Annotated in this window: 17 protein-coding genes; 4 read left to right on the top strand and 13 right to left on the bottom strand. The window is 59.7% G+C overall.

Annotated features, from left to right (window positions below):
• Positions 1-318 precede the first annotated feature (318 nt).
• Positions 319-1,227 (top strand): cache domain-containing protein, encoded by a 909-nt coding sequence (locus SFUM_RS23735; protein WP_011698115.1) that lies wholly within the window; start codon positions 319-321, stop codon positions 1,225-1,227.
• A gap of 90 nt (positions 1,228-1,317) precedes the next feature.
• On the opposite strand, the gene SFUM_RS06515 is transcribed toward SFUM_RS23735, so the two are convergent.
• The 10 genes from SFUM_RS06515 to SFUM_RS06470 all read right to left on the bottom strand — a co-directional run bounded on the left by SFUM_RS06515 (position 1,318) and on the right by SFUM_RS06470 (position 10,858).
• The gene (locus SFUM_RS06515; RefSeq protein WP_011698114.1) at positions 1,318-2,517 is read right to left on the bottom strand and encodes a hypothetical protein; all 1,200 of its coding nucleotides are present in this window, start codon (positions 2,515-2,517) and stop codon (positions 1,318-1,320) included.
• A gap of 453 nt (positions 2,518-2,970) precedes the next feature.
• Entirely contained in the window at positions 2,971-3,516 is a 546-nt protein-coding gene (locus tag SFUM_RS06510) for a hypothetical protein (RefSeq protein WP_011698113.1), read from the bottom strand.
• Between the two features lie 323 nt (positions 3,517-3,839).
• Complete coding sequence (locus SFUM_RS21505; RefSeq protein ID WP_011698112.1) at positions 3,840-4,787, bottom strand: PdaC/SigV domain-containing protein; 948 nt, start codon at positions 4,785-4,787, stop codon at positions 3,840-3,842.
• 239 nt (positions 4,788-5,026) lie between these two features.
• Positions 5,027-5,539 (bottom strand): deoxycytidylate deaminase, encoded by a 513-nt coding sequence (locus tag SFUM_RS06500; RefSeq protein WP_011698111.1) that lies wholly within the window; start codon positions 5,537-5,539, stop codon positions 5,027-5,029.
• A 289-nt stretch (positions 5,540-5,828) separates the two neighbouring features.
• Positions 5,829-6,455, bottom strand: coding sequence for a metallophosphoesterase family protein (locus SFUM_RS06495; protein WP_011698110.1), 627 nt, complete (start codon positions 6,453-6,455; stop codon positions 5,829-5,831).
• A gap of 367 nt (positions 6,456-6,822) precedes the next feature.
• Positions 6,823-7,638 (bottom strand): 3'(2'),5'-bisphosphate nucleotidase CysQ, encoded by an 816-nt coding sequence (gene cysQ / locus SFUM_RS06490; RefSeq protein ID WP_353743163.1) that lies wholly within the window; start codon positions 7,636-7,638, stop codon positions 6,823-6,825.
• A 36-nt stretch (positions 7,639-7,674) separates the two neighbouring features.
• Positions 7,675-8,643, bottom strand: coding sequence for a class I SAM-dependent methyltransferase (locus SFUM_RS06485; protein WP_011698108.1), 969 nt, complete (start codon positions 8,641-8,643; stop codon positions 7,675-7,677).
• Between the two features lie 45 nt (positions 8,644-8,688).
• Positions 8,689-9,810, bottom strand: a complete 1,122-nt coding sequence (locus SFUM_RS06480) for an Sfum_1244 family protein (protein ID WP_011698107.1) — start codon at positions 9,808-9,810, stop codon at positions 8,689-8,691.
• A gap of 247 nt (positions 9,811-10,057) precedes the next feature.
• Entirely contained in the window at positions 10,058-10,381 is a 324-nt protein-coding gene (locus SFUM_RS06475; protein WP_011698106.1) for a 3'-5' exonuclease family protein, read from the bottom strand.
• A gap of 12 nt (positions 10,382-10,393) precedes the next feature.
• Complete coding sequence (locus SFUM_RS06470) at positions 10,394-10,858, bottom strand: hypothetical protein (RefSeq protein ID WP_011698105.1); 465 nt, start codon at positions 10,856-10,858, stop codon at positions 10,394-10,396.
• A gap of 725 nt (positions 10,859-11,583) precedes the next feature.
• Here SFUM_RS06470 and yajC point away from each other — a divergent pair.
• From yajC to secF, 3 genes are all read left to right on the top strand, one after another.
• Positions 11,584-11,928 (top strand): preprotein translocase subunit YajC, encoded by a 345-nt coding sequence (gene yajC, locus SFUM_RS06465; RefSeq protein WP_011698103.1) that lies wholly within the window; start codon positions 11,584-11,586, stop codon positions 11,926-11,928.
• A gap of 194 nt (positions 11,929-12,122) precedes the next feature.
• On the top strand, positions 12,123-13,724 hold the full coding sequence (gene secD, locus SFUM_RS06460; RefSeq protein WP_011698102.1) for a protein translocase subunit SecD: 1,602 nt from the start codon (positions 12,123-12,125) through the stop codon (positions 13,722-13,724).
• Positions 13,725-13,756: 32 nt separating this feature from the next.
• Entirely contained in the window at positions 13,757-14,812 is a 1,056-nt protein-coding gene (secF, locus tag SFUM_RS06455; protein WP_011698101.1) for a protein translocase subunit SecF, read from the top strand.
• Between the two features lie 167 nt (positions 14,813-14,979).
• On the opposite strand, the gene SFUM_RS06450 is transcribed toward secF, so the two are convergent.
• The 3 genes from SFUM_RS06450 to SFUM_RS06440 form a co-directional block, all read right to left on the bottom strand.
• Positions 14,980-15,921, bottom strand: a complete 942-nt coding sequence (locus SFUM_RS06450; protein WP_011698100.1) for a universal stress protein — start codon at positions 15,919-15,921, stop codon at positions 14,980-14,982.
• Positions 15,922-16,257: 336 nt separating this feature from the next.
• Positions 16,258-17,040, bottom strand: coding sequence for an MBL fold metallo-hydrolase (locus SFUM_RS06445; protein ID WP_011698099.1), 783 nt, complete (start codon positions 17,038-17,040; stop codon positions 16,258-16,260).
• A gap of 243 nt (positions 17,041-17,283) precedes the next feature.
• Positions 17,284-18,504: a M16 family metallopeptidase gene (locus SFUM_RS06440; RefSeq protein ID WP_167321321.1), complete on the bottom strand. Its 1,221-nt coding sequence runs from the start codon at positions 18,502-18,504 to the stop codon at positions 17,284-17,286.
• Positions 18,505-18,680: the final 176 nt, after the last annotated feature.

The following is an 18,680-nucleotide window of genomic DNA, read 5'->3' as shown; positions in this document are numbered from 1 at the left end:
GGAAACGCGGTTGATGATTTTCATGCATCGTTGTATGCATTGAAGCTCAATGGCCGGTTGCATCAAAAGACGCCGGGTTTCGACAGAATTTCACGATTTGTCGTGACCCGCAGCTTCCGGCCGCTTGCGGGAGCGGCGAAGAGGGGGTTTTCTCGGGTTTTTTCCCGCGTGCTGCCGGAATTCGACGCGATTGTTCAGGAGCCGGGTTCCCCGATGAGAGTCGGAGGCCCCTTGGAAAAGCTCCATTCCAACCGGAAGCAGAGAGGGATTCCTGTGTGAACCGCCCTGCTCCCTGCCCGAATCCGAAAAGGGGAACTCATGAGAGAGCTCGATATCAAGCCGCTCCTGGATAGGGCGAGGCGCCTGGTGGAGGAGGGAGTGGCCTTTTACAAAAGGATGCCCAAAGCGATTGCCTTGGCTGAATTCTCCAGCCAACGCGGGCGCTTTGTCAAAAGCGACCAGTATATCTACGTGTTGGATTCCACCGGGGTCATGGTTGCCCACCCGATCAACGAAACCTTTGTTGGCCAGGATTTCTATTACGTCACGGATTGTGACGGCAAGAGCTTCAATAAGGAGATCGTCGATACCGCCAACGCCGAAGGTTGCGGCTGGGTGGAATACAAGTGGCTCGACCCCGTAACCAGGACGGAACGGCCGAAAATCGTGTACTTTGAAAAAACCCACGGCGTTATCATCTGCAGCGGGGTTTACGGGGACAGCCCCGCCTGCGTCATGCCGGAACACCCGCACAATGAGGATGCGTATCCCGCCGCTCCCGCGGATGTTTTTCCCCCCGGAGACTCGAGGATGGAGACGGAAGCGGAAGAGCGGGGGGACGAACTGGTGCCCGATGACGCCAGGCGTTTTGTGGAGCAGTCTGCCGCATTTATCAGGGCCAACGGCACGGCGGCCGCTCTTGCCGAATTCTCGAACCCGCGCGGACGATTTGTCAGAGGCGAGCAGTATATTTTTGTGCTGGACCCTGCCGGCGTGATGCTCGCTCACGGGGTAAACAGCAGATATATCGGGAAGAATTTCTATCACATCCTCGACGCCGACGGCAGGCAATTTGTCAAGGAAATTGTGGACACCGCCAACGCTGAAGGTTCCGGCTGGGTGGAATACAAATGGGGAGACCCCTTGACCAGGACCGAGCAAACCAAGGTCCTGTATTTCGAGCTGACGTTCGGCGTCATCATTTGCAGCGGTATTTACCGGCACTGAGATTGTCTCACGATGAGCAGCCGGTTCCGTCTTTCGTCCGTTTCCTCCGGTCGCGGCGGCGGCACCGCCACGGCCGGGTCCGGCGATCCGTCACCGGTTCATGCTGACACTCATATTCGTGCTCTCGCTATCCGGTTCACTCGCATTGAGGGCGGAGTCACTCTCGGGCTGGCTTGAGGCATCCTCGAGGCGTGCCGTTTCGAAGCCTTTGCGCTTGGCAACGATCCGGTAGGCGAATTTTGCACCGGGATCGCCTGTGTTCAGGCTGACCTCAAAGCCCTCCGGGGTAGTCCTGCTCACGTACAGTTCCGCCTTGGCGTAGGGCTGCAAAAAGACAAAGTAGTCCAGCTGCAGATTCACCGTTTCCGCAAACAGGGGATCGATGGGGATGAATATTCGACCGTTTTCGAGTCTGCCGAAGCCATAGTCGGTGAAGAAGACTTCGCTGGCCTCTTCGGCATACAGTGCCCGCGTTCCCCGGGAGGTCGGCACCGCGGCGCTCTTGGTGCCCCCCACTACCGTGAGCCCCTGACCGCCCTCGGTCTTGATATACACTCCGCGGCCCGCGGGGTTGGTGGCGGCAAAGCTTCCCGCCCAACCAGTGCCTGCCGTGACTGCCCTGACGGCGGCTGCCGGATTGTCGGCCTTCTTTATCTCGAAAAAACCGGCCCGGCCTTTACCATAGTTGACGCCCCACAAGGCGCTGCCGAAACTCGAGGCATTCAATATCTTGAAATGCCCCCCCGGGCCGGTCCCAGAGGTTTCAGCCCGGATTACGGCGCTTTTGTTGGCTGCCTCGGTGATCTGGAATCCCCCGGCATTGCCGTATTCACTGGCGGCGAAGACACCGGCGCCTTTGCTGGTGAGGCCGTGCACGCCCGGTCCGTTGATACTCGAGCCCCGGACGCCGACACTACCGGCCCCCAGCACTCCCACACCGTCGGCTTCAGGACTGTATCCATACACACCCACCGAACCGTTCCCGGAAACCCCGGTGCCCGTTGCGCTGTGACCCCAGACCCCCGCTCCTCCACCGAGGTTCTCGCCTCCGACGCCGGCCTGCATGGAACTGGCGCCGCTGGTGGTTCGGCCGAAAACCCCCCAGCCGTGACCGAGGTTGTAGCCATAGACCCCGCTCTTATCCACGTTGCCCGACCCGGCCCGAACCGCATCGCCCACGTCACAGTAGTAGCTCACCTGATCGCACGCGGTCCAACCGGTTGCTGTCATGGCCGGCAGGGAGAGAATCAGGCACAAAATAGTCGGCATCAAGCGTTTTGCCTTGCTCATGATTGCACTCCTTTGCTTCTTGCCGGAATACCTGCTTTGGGCCGTTGAAGGGCAGTTGTCCGCAACCCTGACGGGACGGGTGTTGATGAGACGGCTTTCCAACCGGAATTGAGCATGGAATGCAGGGCTGAACGTGAAGAATCGGTTCCGATCGTTCGTTGCCGAGCCGGAAATGTCTGAATGCAGCGGGTGTGGCGATTTGCGCGAACAGCGCCTTTCTTTATATTATAACACGGAGCTCGACGCCCCCCTTGGGTTTTTTTGATGCGGGAATCACCGCCCGGTCGATGAAAAACCCGGAATGCCGTATGCCCGGATACCGTCTGTGGCTGCGACGCGGGTGACGGGGCAGGCTCGCTTCCGACACGGAAGCCCGTGAAATCGTCAATGCGGTTTGGGGGCCGTCCGCGCCCGGACATTCCCCCGCCGTCACGAAGATGCAATCCGCCTCGTTCAGTAAAGTTGGAGCCCTGTTGCTTTGCCGAGGGTGTCGACGATCGAGCTGAAACGATGCACGTGGAAATGATGCACGCCGACATTGTGCGTCTTGGCGTCCGCGGTGACCGAGAGGGTGCGGTAGCCGCCGTCCCTGATCCGCGGATTGCTGTAGCCGCGGTTCAGCTCAAAAAAACCGCAGGCGATGACCTGTGCGTAGATTCGCTTCACCTGGTCTTTGGAGATCTTGCGCTGCTTCAGTGGAATCTCGGGAGGCTTGCCCTTCGTTCCGGACGCGCTGCCGACGAAGTACTTGACCACCCCGCTTGCATCGACCGTGACATGAACCCGCCGTCCGGGCCAGTTGGCATGGCTGGGACCGGAATGGTAGCCGATGGTGAAATCGGGCGGCACGCTGATTCCCTTCGTGTCCACTTCGGTGCATGGCGTCATGTCCGAAGGGGGCACATGCGGCGTGCGGGAAGGTTTGTTCTGGGCGGGAAGCGCTCCCGCCTCGAGAAGCAGCAGGATTGCCGACAGCACTATCAGGGACTTCGGTTTCATGACATGCCTCCATTGTTTCGTTGCGCCCGGCGGCAAGTTACCCTGGCCGATGGGCAGGCCGTCGGATAGAGGAATAGAATCGGCGGCGCGGTCGCCGTGTTGACAGTCCGTTATCCGCGGCCGACCCGGAATTCGAGCCGCCCATGTCTGCATTCACCCGTCAAGGAAGCCACGTGGTCACCTCCCCGGAGGGCGGTCTTTCCGACGGCCCGGAGAGGTTGTCCGGCATAACCGACGGCACAGCCTATCAAATTCCACCCTCCGGGTTTCAGGCTGCGCGGGAATGGCGAAGAAGGGTTTCCACGCGTCTTTTCCACGCACTCCTAGGGCTGCTCGATCGCGACGGTGAATTCGGGGATGCCCGAGGAGTACGGGGCGATTTCGTACTGCTGGAAGAACACGACCACGCCCCTGGGTGTCAGGTAGAACTGAGCGGGATCGATCTCAAACCGGCCCTGCCTCGATTCATCGAAGAAGTCTTCGGACCGGGCATTAATTTGCGGAACGATCGCGCTTTTCGCGACGGATTGCCAGTCCGGCCCCAGGAAATCCCCAAGGGCTCGGTCCCTGCCGCTCTTGAGATCGAACGTGTACCCGGTCCTGACGGTGCTGCCGTGAGCGCCCCCCGTGAAGGTGTAGATGTCCGTATACAGACTGACGATCCCTCGCACATTGTACGTGAGCCTGTAGGCCGCGGACAATCCGTTCTTTATTCTCTCCCCTCCGATATCGGGCGGCTTCACCTCGGCCGTTTCCTTCAAGAATTCCCTATGGGCCTTGTCGATATCGGCCTGGATCCGTTTCGTGAGGGCGGCCGCGGCCTGTGGATACTCATCGGAGTGGATTTCAGGCCAGGACAGATCGATAGACAGGGTTTGCGTCTCCCTCGTGAGTTTTTTCTCCCGCACGGCGGTTCCCGGGGCGGCGGAAGCACCGGCGGCGGGAGGGGCCTGCCCGGCGGCGAGGAGGGAATTCAGTTGTCCCAATCGTTTTTCGTACCGGCTTTTCAGACAGCGCACGTCCCGACAGGCATCGCGCTCCGACTTGAGCCATTGTCTTTGCTCCCTTCTCAACGGCCCGGGGTCCGGAACGACGGCCAATGCCTTGTCATAGGCCTGCTGCATGGAGTCGTCGAGGCCGGAGAGCTCCCGGTCGGAACAGACGGTCTTTTCGACGAGGGTGAAAGCCTTGCCGCAGTCGAAGCTCGCGGCACCGGCGGCACCCGGAAGAACCGCGACAAGAATCGCCATGATGGAGACGCTTCGTTTCATGGATGACACTCCCCTTGCGCATAGGTGTCCGTATCTTGGGAAGGGTCGTTTGGCGGTTTTCCATGTGCCGCGGCGACCCGCACTTTCGATGGGTTGTTCCGTTGCCCTGCATCGTGTATTGCCATCGAAGTCCCGCCTCGCCAGGAACTGCTGCATCCACGGCGTTCGGAATACGCGCGCCGCGCCGCCTCATCGTCTTCGTTCAAAGGTGTGTCACGCCTGGAACCCTTCCCATGGATTCAGCCGAGCTTGTACGTCCTGATGGACAGGTCGCTGTGCTCCAGGATAAACAGGCTGGTCGGGTCGTATGGCTGAATCTCCCGAACGACGATTTCCTTGATTCCGGCGTTGATGATCTCGCAAAGGCAGTTCTTGCAGGGCAGGAACGCAGAAGAAAGGTACAGGGTGCTGCCGAGGGTGCATATTCCGTTCCTCGCCGCGTTGTTGATGCAGTTCACTTCGGCATGCGATGCGATGCACAGGTGCAGTCCTTCTCCCGACTTGTAGCCCAAAGCTTTGCGCGGGCATAGATCCATTTCTTTGCCCATCATGTGAGTCGGCATGATGGCGCTCACACTCGGATCGATGACGTAACGCCGGTTGCAGTGCGGAACGCCTCTGGGCGGCCCGTTGTACCCCGTGCTGATGATGGATTTGTCGCGGACCAGCAGAGCGCCGATCTTGCGCGAGAGGCATTTGCTGTTGTTTGCCACGGCCGTGGCAATCTCCAGGAAATAGCGGTCCCAATCCATGCCGGCCCCCTTGTGAAAGCATTTGACGCGCAGAAGACCGGGAAAGGAATCCCGGCTCCGGCAAAACACTTCTGACAGCGGCAGCCTGTGAACGGGATTATTTCTATCACAAAACACCCGCAAACACGACACGTGACCGCAATACTTGCGCCCGGTCAGCGCACGCGTCCACCATACGGCAATCGCATGGCTTTGCGACGCATCCTCCGCGCCCTTTCCCGGAGCGTGTCCCGCGCTCAGGCGACGGCCTGACTGTTGCGGGTAACCCGCCTCCTTCCGGCCCGCTCCCTCATACCGACACGAAAGTCTCGTCCGGCAGACAAAGGCAGGTCAATTGCCCGCCGAAGACCGCACCGGTGTCGATCCCGATCTTGTTCGGCTGCACCAGGGGGCCGTCGCGTTGCGGAGTGTGCCCGAACACGATCTTCTTGCCCCAGTCGTAAGTGGAGCTCAGGAACGGTTCGCGGATCCATAGGCAGGCGTTTCTATCGGGATTTTCCAGGTTGCGGTTCGGAAGGAGCCCGGCGTGGACGAAGAAATGGGATTCCGTTTCGTGAAACAAGAGGAGGTCGCCGAGGAAATCGAGATGTTCACGCGGGAAGACAACCCGTCCCTGGTCGGTTGCATAACTCCTGAGAGTCGCCCGGCCGCCGTTATACAACCACATAACGCCGTCTTCCCGGCCGGCCAGGTAATCGAGCAGCATCTCTTCATGATTTCCCTTCAGGGGAAGAACGCGATAACCGTCTGCGATAAGACGGAGCAACAGGTCGATGACGGCCTTGGGGTCGGGACCGCGGTCGATGTAGTCGCCAATGAAAAGGAGAGTATCGTCATGCGTGGGCTGCAGGATATCGAGGAGCTTTTCCAGTTTGTGGATCATGCCGTGGATGTCCCCGATGGCGTACGTTTTCATGCTGAACCTCGCGCGGAGCGGCAGCGTTGCAAACCGTCACATCTCAAATCCAATTGCGTTATAACCGAAAAATCGGGATCAGGCACAACGGCCGGGCGCCGAGCGCATCGGCACGCCTTCGGAGGGGCCTTCATCAAGGCGGCGGCCCGGCCGGGCACAGGGATGAACAACCCGCCGTCATCCAGTGCGCCGGGACGGCACGCATGGAATGCCTCCGCGGCCGGGCGCGCGTCCGAAGCGGACGAGCGGGATCGTCGGGATGAGGCTCCAGCCGGGCGCGCGTCGTTCACGAAAGCCGGGCAGGGGGCCTTGGGATTCCGGACGGGTCCTTCCGGACGCTTCGGCCCTCACCGTTGCGGAACGCGCGTCACTTCGCCGAATCGAACCGCGACACGGCCTCGAGGATTCCGGTCGCCCGGGCCCAATGCAGGCTGGGGATCGCGAGAAACGGCCCGTTGACGAGATTTTCCTTGTTGTAGACGAACGGCTTTCCCTTGAAGTCGATCACCGTTCCACCGGCGGCGGTCACGATGGCCTGTCCCGCTGCCGTGTCCCATTCCCACGTCGGGCCGAAGCGCGGATAGAAGTCGGCTTCACCGGCAGCGACCGAGCAGAATTTCAAGGCACTCCCCCTGGACACGATTTCATGGGCCGGAAGGAGTTTTAGAATGGGCTCCAAACCGGGAGACGGATGCGAGCGGCTTTCCACGATGCGCACCGTTCCGTCGGGGACGGCAGGGATGCGGAGGGGACGCCTGCGACCTTCGACGATTTCCCAGCACCCCCGGCCGACATCGGCGAGGAAAAGCCGCTTCAGGACCGGCACAAGGATCACGCCGACGACGGGGTTGACTCCGTCTATCAAGGCAATGTTCACGGTGAACTCGCCGTTTCGTTTCACGAACTCCTTTGTGCCGTCGAGCGGATCCACCAGCCAGAACCGGCTCCATTCCCTGCGGACCGCGTACGGAACTTCCCTGCCTTCCTCGGACAGTACCGGAATATCGGGATACCGCGAACGGAGGGCATCCACGATGATCCGGTGGGAACGCTTGTCCGCCAGGGTCAAAGGGGACTTGTCTTCCTTGGATTCAACGCTGAATTCCGTGCCGTAGATTTCGAGAATGGCCTCGCCGGCCGTGACTGCCAGTTCGGACAAATGGTCGAGATCAATCAATGTCACCTCCATGGCATGAATGCGCCGTCATAAGGCTCCATTTCAACCGGTCGCGGGTGCGAGCGGAATCGGAGGGCGCACGGCCGTAACGTACCGGCTGCGGATCAGTTCGAAGTGGTTGCAATGGTTGCGGATCTTCCACCAGACGCTGCCCTGGCCCTCGATCGTCCAGGGCGGGCGAAGCCCCCCGCGCTCCCCCTTGAGGATCGACGTGACGTTGTCGATGCCTCTCCCCGAAAACACCCCTCCGGGCAGGCCTCCCAGCCAGTGTTCCCGGGCGGCGGCTTCCGTGGACCAGGAAAACGGATCGGTGAAAAGCAGCCGGGAACCCGACGATCGGGCCACCCTGCCGAGTTCGAGCAAATGGACGAGCGGCCTGGGGACCTTGTCCACCAGGTTCAGAGACGAAAGGCAGGAAAACGTCTCCGACCGGAAAGGCAAAGCCTGGGCGTCGGCGACCAGGAATTCAACCCTGTCGGTATTCCAGGCGCCGGGAAGCTCGAAGCGCCGATTTTCGCGCAACTCTCCTTCGAGGACAAGGCCAAAATCGATGCTCCGGTTCTTCAGGAGCTTCCTGGCTGTATGAATGAAGCTTTTCGAGTTGTCGATGCCGATCACGAAATGACTCTTCTGGCTCATTTCAAAGCTGAACCGGCCCACCGCGCAGCCCGCATCCAAAAAAACACCCTCCGTCGGCGGGATCAGGGACGCCCATTCACGATAAGCGGTGCAAGCTTCCGCATCGCCGAAGAGATCGGCGTAGTGGCTCCAGAGATAGGCGGACAAGGCGCGGGAAGATTCATAGCCGGTCCGCGACGGATCGTCCGGTTCGCCGGTCGGCAGGATCACCGCCGTACCCTCGGCGATGGGGAAGATTTCCCGGCAGGACGGGCACGCAAGGGAGCCGCGGATCACCTCTTCGTCGTCGGCTTCCACCGTTGTGAGGCACAGGCCGACCTCCTCCGGGAGGCAGCTCGGGCAAACGAGCATCTCAACGAGAAATGGCTTCATGCAATCCATCCCGTGCCGGTGCAAAAAGGCCGCGTGCGTCTTTCATCAATCGTCGTCCTGTTCGCCTTCGCGCAACGCGCCCTTGATGCCGAGGGGTTCGATCAGCTCGGAGACGATGCGATCCCGCACTGCTTCCGTATTGCCGCCGGCGCCGGACCGATGGAGGCGGATGAGCGCATGGGCGAGCCGATGGGCCTTGTCATGCCCGGCCTTGCGGACGTCTTCGATCTGAGACCAGTCGGTGTTCGTCTTGAAACGGTCGAAAGCCGGGCGGAATTCAGGAAAGACGGCCCGCATGAAAGGGCGCATGAACGCCAGGTAAAAACCCAGTGAGGATTTCTTGCGCCGCCGGATGATATGGCCCAGCAGCCCCTGCGCATGGGTATCCGCCAACAGGTCCTTGACCACCCGCGCGAAGATTTCCACGGGGCTGTTGGTGTAGGTCGCGACGATTTCGTGCCAGATTTCCCCTTCAAAACCCTTTTCGCAGACTTCTCCCACTTCGTGGTAAACCCAGGTGTCGAGCTCGGCCTCGGCCACTTCCTTCAAGCGGGGCCCCTGAGTCCCGGCGTTGCGCCGCATCGTCTCCGGTTCCAGGCCGTATTCGGCAAGCGCGTAGGCGAGCGGTTCCCTGGCCGACGGCCGCGACTCCAGTATCTGGTCCCAGAGAAAAAAGAGCATGGGCAATTGCCGCGCGAAAATTTGTCCGCCTCGCCGCATGGCCGGGGTCATGAAGATGTCCCTGGCCAATTCCTTCTCGATGCGATCGATCGTCATTGTGCCGATAACTGTGGAATCCTTCACCTCCGCCAGAAAGAAGGTCGGTTTCATGCCGACGGCATACCCGGCCCCGTAAACGAGGCCGTGAGGGCGAAGCAGGCCGTTGATCGAATCCATTTCAAAAGGGTCGAAGACCGCTCCCGCCATCGAAATCGGCTGAAGGCTCCGGGACGCGATTTCTTCCCAGTAGGTTTCCCGCGCGTCGACCCATTCCAGGAGAACGTGCGGTTCCGGTTCCTCCCAGGGGGCCATGCCGCGTTCCCACTTGTGCAGGTCCCGCAACCGCAGCAGGAGGCCGCATAAGGAAAACACCCCGGCGTAATTGGCGTCGGAGATGTCGCAGTTCGCCTGGACCTGGCCTCTGAGCTGGACGATGTCGATGTTCAAGCGATCAACCCCGGTGATTGGTGTGGCGCCCCGTAAATCCCACGGCCCCCGAAAGGCCGCACGATAACTGCATATTACGGGAAATCCCGCCGTTTGGAAAGGCAAAGCGCGCGGGACGCCGCCACGAAGCACTCCTCCACGGGCAGATCTTGCGGGCGGCACAACAACGCATCGATGCCCGGAGGGCACCCCACCGTCATGGCCGTCCGGGCATTCAGCATGCGCCTTGCCGGAAGGTCTCCTTGACTCAGCTCACCACAAGGAAGAATCCCGCGATTATCGAAGCACTCGCAAGGACGGTGCCGACAACGACTCCGGTCAGATTCCCAAACGGTTCCTTCGTGGCCGGACTGCGGCTCATGGCCGCGAAAAGAAATCCCAGCACGACGAAAGCCACCAGGTTGAAAACGCCGTGAGTAACCCAGTGGTGGCCGGTGGCCTGCTTCATCCAAGCAAGGACGGTTCCCTCGTTCAGTTCCTTGATCACCACGAGAAGCGCGCTCAGCACGCTCGTGACAGCCAGGGACAAACCAAATGACAAGCTGTACTTTCCAAGCCCCTTGCTTTCCATGTGTTGTCACCTCTACTTCGGCAGCAATGCAACTTTGGCTCCCATGCCGATGATCGCGCCCGAGCCGTCCATCACCACTCCAAGAACCACGGTCAACCCCGCCACCCAAAGCACAAGGCGGCGCGCGGCTGAATTCGACACCAGGTCGTTCGATGCCGCAATGGGAAGATACGTGACCAGCAAAAGCAGTATCAACGCGACGTGCTCCTTCATTTCCATGAAAAACTTGTGCGCGAATGGCCAGGGCCCTTTAAGGATGAACGCCTTATCGGCGGAGTAGGCCGCCACATACCAATACCCGCCGATGAAAAAGGCGAGCCACATGAACACGGCAGCCGCCAGGCTGACGCTCGCGATCCTGCCCCGATTTCCCTCCCCGGCGTTGAGGGTGTCCACAAATACCCAAAGGGCTGAAACGATGCAGAGCATGCCGAATCCAACGTGCGTCATCAAAAGTATCTCAGACATGTTGGACATAGTGATCTCCATTTACTACAAACAGTTAGCAGCGATTTGCTTTCACTTTGCAAACAAGTGGTACTACTTAATAATAATAGTCCTTTCAAGGGTGGAGGCAAGTGCGTTGGTTGGTTTTTTTTAATAATTATTTCGCTAAGTTCTTTCGTTTGAAAGACAAGGAATGCCTGCAAAGTCGGCTAAGAAAGAACCGGCCAAGGAGAGCAAGGCTTTTTCCAGTCCTTTTCTCCGGCGCTCGGGAGAAGGGGATCGGATGCACGGATTTCGGCAGCCCTGAAGCAAGGCCCGCGTGGCGGGAGACGCAAAGCCGTTGCCAGGGCATCGATTTGCACTTTCGTGCGGGTCCCGGGGTATCGCCCACGGATTGCCGGTTGATCGAGGTGAGCCGCGCCGGGCTGTTTCTCAACTCTGCGGGTGCAAGCGAGGAAATCTCCGGCGGCCCGAACGGGCTCGTCAGTCTGGACGAAGCTCCTTTTGCCAAGGCACGAAAATTTCATAGGGTTAGCGTTTCTTCAACGGGGCGGTCTTGCGCGAAACTCCGTCGAAGCCCGCGCCGCACGGCTCAAGACCATTGACAATTTTCACAAAATATCGTTTATATAACGCTTTCGTTTGGATGCATGGAGGTTACCGGATTGGGAATCGGGAGCTCGGCACGGCCTATGTTCCGGAAAGGCAAGGGGATTTCCGGTTCGGCAACCTAAAAAGGCAGCATGGAGGACCAAATGGATTTGACCGGTATTGCTTATGCAATGGGCACGACTGGCCAGGGCGGCGCCGCGGAAGGCGCAGGCGGCGGTCTGGCGGCTTTCGCACCATTGATCATCATGGTCGCGATTTTCTACTTTCTCCTGATCAGGCCTCAGCAAAAGAAACAGAAAGAACACCGGGCCATGCTGGGCAACCTGAAAAAGGACGACGTCGTCCTCACGCAAGGAGGACTGCAGGGCAAGATCACCGGTTTGACCGACACGGTGGCGACTATCGAAATTGCCGACAAGGTTCGAGTCAAGGTGCACAGAGGATACATCGCGGCCTTGATTTCCAAGGGTGAGACTCCCGCCGAATAGGCGCCCTCGGGCCATCGGCGGCCTGACATGCGGGCGGGTGCGGGCGGAAACGTCGGGTGCCCTTTCCCGTTCCGGTCACAGCGGGAAAACATGTTCCGGCCGAGTGGCGTTGCGTTCCCGTGCCGTGCGCGATGGAGAGGGAGGGCCCACTCGGATTCAGGGAAAGTCTCGATTGAGCTTCGGGAGGAGCGAACTTGAGCAATCTTAAATGGCGAGCACTTCTTGTGGTTGTGGTCCTCATTGTGGGGGTCGTTTATCTGGTGCCGACTTTCGTCTCGACCTTGCCTCCGGGATGGAGCAAATTCTTGCCGAAAGACAAGATCAGACTGGGACTCGATCTCCAGGGCGGCATGCATCTCATCCTGGAGGTTGAAGCGGACCAAGCGGTGAGCAACACTGCGACGCGCTTGGCCGAGGACCTCAAGGACGCTTTCCGGAAAGAGAAGATTGCGTTCAACAAGATCGACAAGACCGGCAAGTGGGATATAGAGGTTCAGCTCCCGGGGACCGAGCAGCAGAGTCAAATCGGCCCGCTCGTGGAGAAAGAATTTCCCACACTGAAATGGGTCAGCGCCGAAACGCAGCCCGAAGGAACCGTCAAGGTCATGCTGACGGTCCACGAGAAAGAAGTGGAACGGGTCCAGAAGGCGGCCATAGCCCAGGGTCTGGAGACCATACGCAATCGCATCGATCAGTTCGGCGTCAGCGAACCGGACATCAGGCCGCAGGGCGAGGATCGCATCCTGGTGCAGCTGCCCGGCATTCAAGACCCGCAGCGCGCCGTGGAACTTATCGGCAAGACGGCCCAACTGGAATTCAAGCTGGTGGCGGAGGGCGTGAGCCCTCAGGACGTGAAGTCGGGCAAGGCGCCGGCGGGGACCAAAATCTATCCCATGAAGCACACGGACCGGACAACCCGGCAGAGGACGGAAAGTCAAATCGTGCTCAACGACCGGACCCTCATGAGCGGCGAATACATCACCAACGCCCAGGTGGAAATCGACCGCCAGCACAGCAGTTCATATGTCGCCCTGGATTTCGACGCCCAGGGGGCCAAGTTGTTTGAAAAGATCACTGAAGCCAACGTGAAGAAGCAGCTTGCCATCGTGCTGGACGGGGTCGTCTACTCCGCTCCGGTCATCCAGGAGACCATCGGCGGCGGCAAGGCGACCATCACGGGATCATTCACCGACCAGGAAGCTCGCGATCTGGCCATCGTGCTGAGAGCGGGTGCGCTTCCCGCGCCGGTGAAGATCCTCGAGCAAAGGACGGTCGGGCCTTCCCTTGGGGCCGATTCGATCAACAAGGGGGTGCTTGCATCCATCGTGGGCGGCATCGGAACCATTCTTTTCATGCTCATCTATTACCGGTTCGGAGGTGTCGTGGCCGACCTCGCCCTGGCGCTCAACGTGCTCCTGGTGCTGGCGGGCATGGCGGCGTTCGGGTTCACCCTGACGCTGCCCGGCATTGCGGGTATCGCCCTCACCATCGGCATGGCCGTCGACGCGAACGTACTCATCTATGAACGAATACGGGAAGAACTGCGATTGGGCAAGACGCCGCGGGCAGCCTTGGAAACGGGCTATGACAGGGCTACCTTGACGATTCTCGATGCGAACGTCACCACCATCATCGCCGCCCTGGTGCTGCTCCAGTTCGGCACCGGTCCCGTGAGGGGATTCGCGGTCACCCTGACCGTGGGTTTGGCGGCCAACATGTTTACGGCGATCTTCGTCACGCGCGTCATCTTTGACTACCTTCTCGTCCAGCGGCGGATCAAAACTCTGAGCATCTAGTCCGTCACGGACGCCAAAAGGGGTGAGCGGTAATGGAACTGATCAAGCCCGGTATCAATCTGAATTTTGTGGGGATGCGCTACAAAGCGTTCCTTGCGTCCGTCGTCGTTCTCTTGATCGGATTGGCGGCGTTCTACTTGAAAGGCCTGAACATGGGCGTCGACTTTGCCGGCGGAACCCTGCTCCAGGTGAAATTCAGCCAGCCCACAAACCCGGACGCGATTCGGGAGGCGCTCAAAGAAGAGGCCGCCAACAGCACCATCCAGCAAGTCGGTTCGAAGGAGAACAACGAGTACCTGATCCGAACCGATGCCATGCCGTCCGAGCTGCAGGCCCTGTCGCAGAAGTTCGATCGCGATCTTGCCAAAGCTTTCGGTGAAGGCAAGGCCACCGTGCTCCGCGTGGAGATGGTGGGTCCCAAAGTGGGCGAAGATCTGCGGCAGAAAGCGCTCAAGGCGATGTACTACGCGCTGCTCTTCATCGCCATCTACATTTCCGGCAGGTTCGAATTCAAATGGGTTACCAGTGCCGTGATGGGCGGCGTGTTGATGGTCGGGATCTACTTCATGGAGGCTCTCCAGACGAACGTCACCTACCTTGTTGTGGCGGCGCTGTGCGTCACGCTCGTTCTGTGCTGGATCCTCAAGTTGCCTTACGCGCTCGGGGCACTGGTGTCCCTCGTGCACGACATCCTGATCACCATAGGGATTTTCATCATTTTCGACAAGGAGTTCACCATCGAGGTGTTCGCCGCCCTGTTGACCCTTGCGGGCTACTCGCTCAACGACACGATCATCGTCTACGACCGTATCCGGGAAAACCGCAACAAGGACAGGAAACAGAAATTCGATGTGATGGTCAACGATGCGATCAATCAAACCCTGAGCCGCACACTGCTCACCTCGACCTGCGTGCTTTTCGTTCTGCTGTGCCTCTTTTTCCTGGGCGGCGCGGTGATCCATGATTTCACCTTCGCCATGTTGATCGGCATCATCACGGGAACCTACTCGTCCGTCTTCGTGGCGAGCCCGATTCTGATCATCTACGAGGATTTGACCAAGAAAGGACTGAAGCCCAAGCGCGCCTGACTTTCGGTGCCCCGCTGAATTTCGAGTTCGATCCCTGCCGCCTCCCGAAAGGCGTCGAGGCGGCGGGATCGACGTGTGCGCTCTGTGCGCGTGACGTTCCCCATCCACTGCGCGGATACCCCCGAGGGTCATTCACGCCGAGTCGCCGCACTGGATGCCGCTCAGCCTCACTGATTCACCCACACCGCCATGTTTTTGAATTCGGAGAGAACCTTCCGAGTCACCGAGTTCTTGAAGAACCCCCACGTCCCAGCAGGTTCGGAGTGGCCGAGGGCAACGATGCCGATCCCCTGTTCCCGGCAGTGGGAGAGGATCTCCATGGCGGTGTTGCCCTTGTCGGGAATGAGCGTCACGCGAACCCTGGATTCGTCGATTCCCGCCGTGCGCAGGATTTGACGGGATTCCGCCAGAAAGGGCTCGATGACTTGCCCGGCCGGCGTTTTCAGCCATGAGCCGAGCTCTTCTCCCATTACGCCGGCCGGATGCGCGGAGATCATCCGGGGTACCGTTCTCGACGCATGCAGGAGCGTGATCTCCACGGTCGTATCGGCAAGCATGAAGGCCGCATGATCGGCGATCCGCAACGATGCGTCTTCGTTGAGAACGCAAATGGCGGCACGCTCGGGATCGACTTGTCCCTCGGTGAACCAGATCGGGCTTGCCAGGCAGTGTCGAAGCAGGTCCGAAGTCGGGTCCCCTCGCAGGAAACCTTCCAGGCTGCTGCTGACCCGCTTCTGAACCAGGACCGCGTCCACCTGCCTGATATCGGCGAGCAGGCATGCATGGCGTCCTGCGCTGGATTGTTTCTCCTCCGCACACTCCTGGACCGTCTCATCGGAAAACCCCGCGCGAATGAGGTGTCTTCGCGCATTCTCAAAGATCGCGCGAGAGTTCCTCTCCCTGGCGGCGAACAACTCTTTTCTTTTTTCCAGCAACGGCACGGAATCCGCTTTTTCCTGGTAGAAAGGGGACAGCGGAGGTCGCAAGTAGAAGAGGATCACGCTGATGTTCCGCAAGTCAGGGTACAGGCGCTTCAGGAACGAAACCGGCCTGAGACATTCCTCGCTTCCGTCGATGGGAAGCAGCAGGCACTTTTGCAGAGTCTCCACGGAATCATCCTTGCGATCGTAGTTTCATACCGAGATGCGTTCATAAGAGATGACACAACACCTGCCCGTTGGGAGGTGAAGCGGGTGGGCATAGAGCCCGCCCCTTGCTACGGACCGATGCGCCCGTCAGACGCAGGGAAGGGCTTTATGCTTTCCCGGCCAATGCACTCGTCTTGAACGCAAAATTGTATCAGCCGGGGCTTGCGCGCGTTCCCCGAAGGGGCGGCGGCAGGTCCCGGGCCGGCACAGGTCAATCCGTGTTTTGCGATACCGGGCGGAAAACCTGATGAGCGTCCGGATTCGGGGCATGGAGCGAAGGACGCCGGATGGGCGGCGTCACATCAGTTCGACGGGCGGCGTGACGTCATGCTGTTTTCCAACTTGGAAACGGACCTTCTCCCACCGGGGATTGTTGACCAAATCCCTGGAGTTTTCAAGCACGAGTTCGGGGTGGTTGTTCGTTTCGCTCAGGTGGGCGAACACAACTGAACGCAAGCATTCGTTGTAGAGGCATTTCAGCAGCTCCAGGCTGTCGATGTTGGACAGATGCCCGTGCCGGCTCCTGATGCGCTGTTTGAGGTGCCACGGATAGGGGCCGTTGATCAGGAGGTCCGGATCGTGATTTGCTTCGATGACCAGGCCGGAGCATCCCTGCAGTCTTGCCTTGACAAGCTCGGTGACGACCCCGAGGTCGGTGCAGATGCCTAGCCTCACGCCGGCGTGCTCGACAACGAAACCGGACGGTTCCCGGGCGTCGTGGGAAATGGGAAAAGGATGCAGCCGAAGGTCGCCGATGTCGAAAGCCCGGCCCGGCTGAAAGACCTGGTGGCCGGCCAGACGGCCGATCTGCGGGTCCAGGCCTTCCAGGGAACCCTGGCTGAGGTGGACGACCAGTTCGAACCGGCGGCTCAGCACTCCGACGCCCCGAACATGGTCGGCGTGCTCGTGGCTGACGACCACCGCGTCCAGTTGCCGGGCGTTCACGGAAGTCTTTTCGAGCCGGCGGACAAGCTCTCTCGCGCTCAGCCCGGCATCCAGGAGGATGTGCGTCCGGGGGCTTGAAATCAGGATCGAGTTTCCCTTGGAACCGCTGGCAATGACCTGAAACATGAGCGACATGGACGTGTCCTCGGGAGTGCGCGGAACAATCCGCTCCGGGCTTCACCCCGGCTGAACCCAACTTCCCGCCATCACCTTGAAAATGCGGCAGCCGGCCCGCCGAGAGCGGCGCCCTGGGTTTCCCACCGGGTTTCCGCCTAGGGGTCGCGGAAGACGAGGGCAGCCCGCTCACTTCGACGCGGCCCTGGTCGCGTCCTTTCCATGGACGGCAAAAAGCATCTCCCTGGCTCTCTTCACGGGCTGTCAGGAGAGTGCCTTTTCCACATCGGCGCGGTCCATCTCCACCGGTCCCATTAGCAACACCGTCAACTCCTGCGGTGTATAGACTTCCCGGAACCAATCCCGGATCTGCTCCGCGCGGACACCGACAATCTTCTCCTCGATTTCCGAAAAATCGACAAAGCGACCGAAAAGAAACTCGTTCTTGGCCATCCGGTTCATTCGGGAGTCGGTGCTTTCCGCATTCAGGTACATGCTTCCCCTCAGGTATTCCTTGGCGGCATTGAGCTCCTCGTCGGAGATGAGTTCATCGGCCAGTAGGGAGAGCTGTTCCCGGATGAGCTCGAGTGTCTCTTGCACGTTCCGCGCGCCGACTCCGGCGTAAATTCCAAGGATGCCCGCGTCCACATGACTGTGCGAGAATGAATAGACCGAGTAGGCGAGGCCTCGTTTTTCCCTGATTTCCTGGAACAGCCTGCTGCTCATGCTGCTTCCCAGTACCACGTTCAAAAGATGCGAGGCGAACCGGTTTTCGTCCACCTGGGAATTGCCTCTCATTCCGAGACAGACGTGGACCAGTTCCAGGTCCTTGGGAATGATCCTGACAAGGGGGTGGTTCTTTGGAACGACCCGCCGGCCGGGCAGCGCGGGATGGTTGAGACCTTCCATGGGGGGGCCGATGAGCTCCAGGAAACGATCGTGATCCAGGTTGCCGGCCGCGGAGATGACGATCTTGTCGGAGTGGAAATGCCGCGACAGGTAACGAAGCACCTTTGTCCTGTCGAGCGACTCCAGGGCCTGTGCCGATCCATAGATCGGCAGCCCCAGGGGGTTGTCCTTCCAGAACATCTCCTGGAAAAGGATGTGAACGTACTCATCCGGAGTATCTTCGATCATCCGGATTTCCTGGAGGATCACCTGTTGTTCCCGTTCGATTTCGTTGTCCGAGAACACGGAATTCAAGAAGATATCCGAAAGGACGTCCACCACCAGGGGGAGGTGGGATGCCAGAACCTTGGCGTGAACGCAGACGTGTTCCTTCGATGTGAAGGCGTTGGCGAACCCCCCGACGGAATCGAACTCTTTGGCTATGTCGAGCGCGCTTCGTCGCTGAGTTCCCTTGAACAGCATGTGCTCGATGAAGTGAGTGATCCCCCTCTCATCCTCTTCCTCGTCTCTTGATCCCACGCCGACCCAAATCCCGGTAGATACCGAATGCGCAAAAGGAATCTTTTCGGTCAGCACACGAATACCGTTGCGGAGAACCGTTTTTTGATGCAATGTTCCCTCTCTCCCACTGAGGATGCCGATCAGCACGGATAACGAGCGTCAGGTCGAAACGGCGCGGCGCCGCTTCAGACGCCGAACCGGGGAGTTTCCACGGCCACGGGGCACAGGCCGGTAGTGAAGAGCGTGCGCCC

It is taken from the genome of Syntrophobacter fumaroxidans MPOB, from assembly GCF_000014965.1.
Classification (GTDB): domain Bacteria; phylum Desulfobacterota; class Syntrophobacteria; order Syntrophobacterales; family Syntrophobacteraceae; genus Syntrophobacter; species Syntrophobacter fumaroxidans.
The sequence above is the reverse complement of the archived record's forward strand: the minus strand, read 5'-3'. Positions and strand labels throughout refer to the sequence as shown.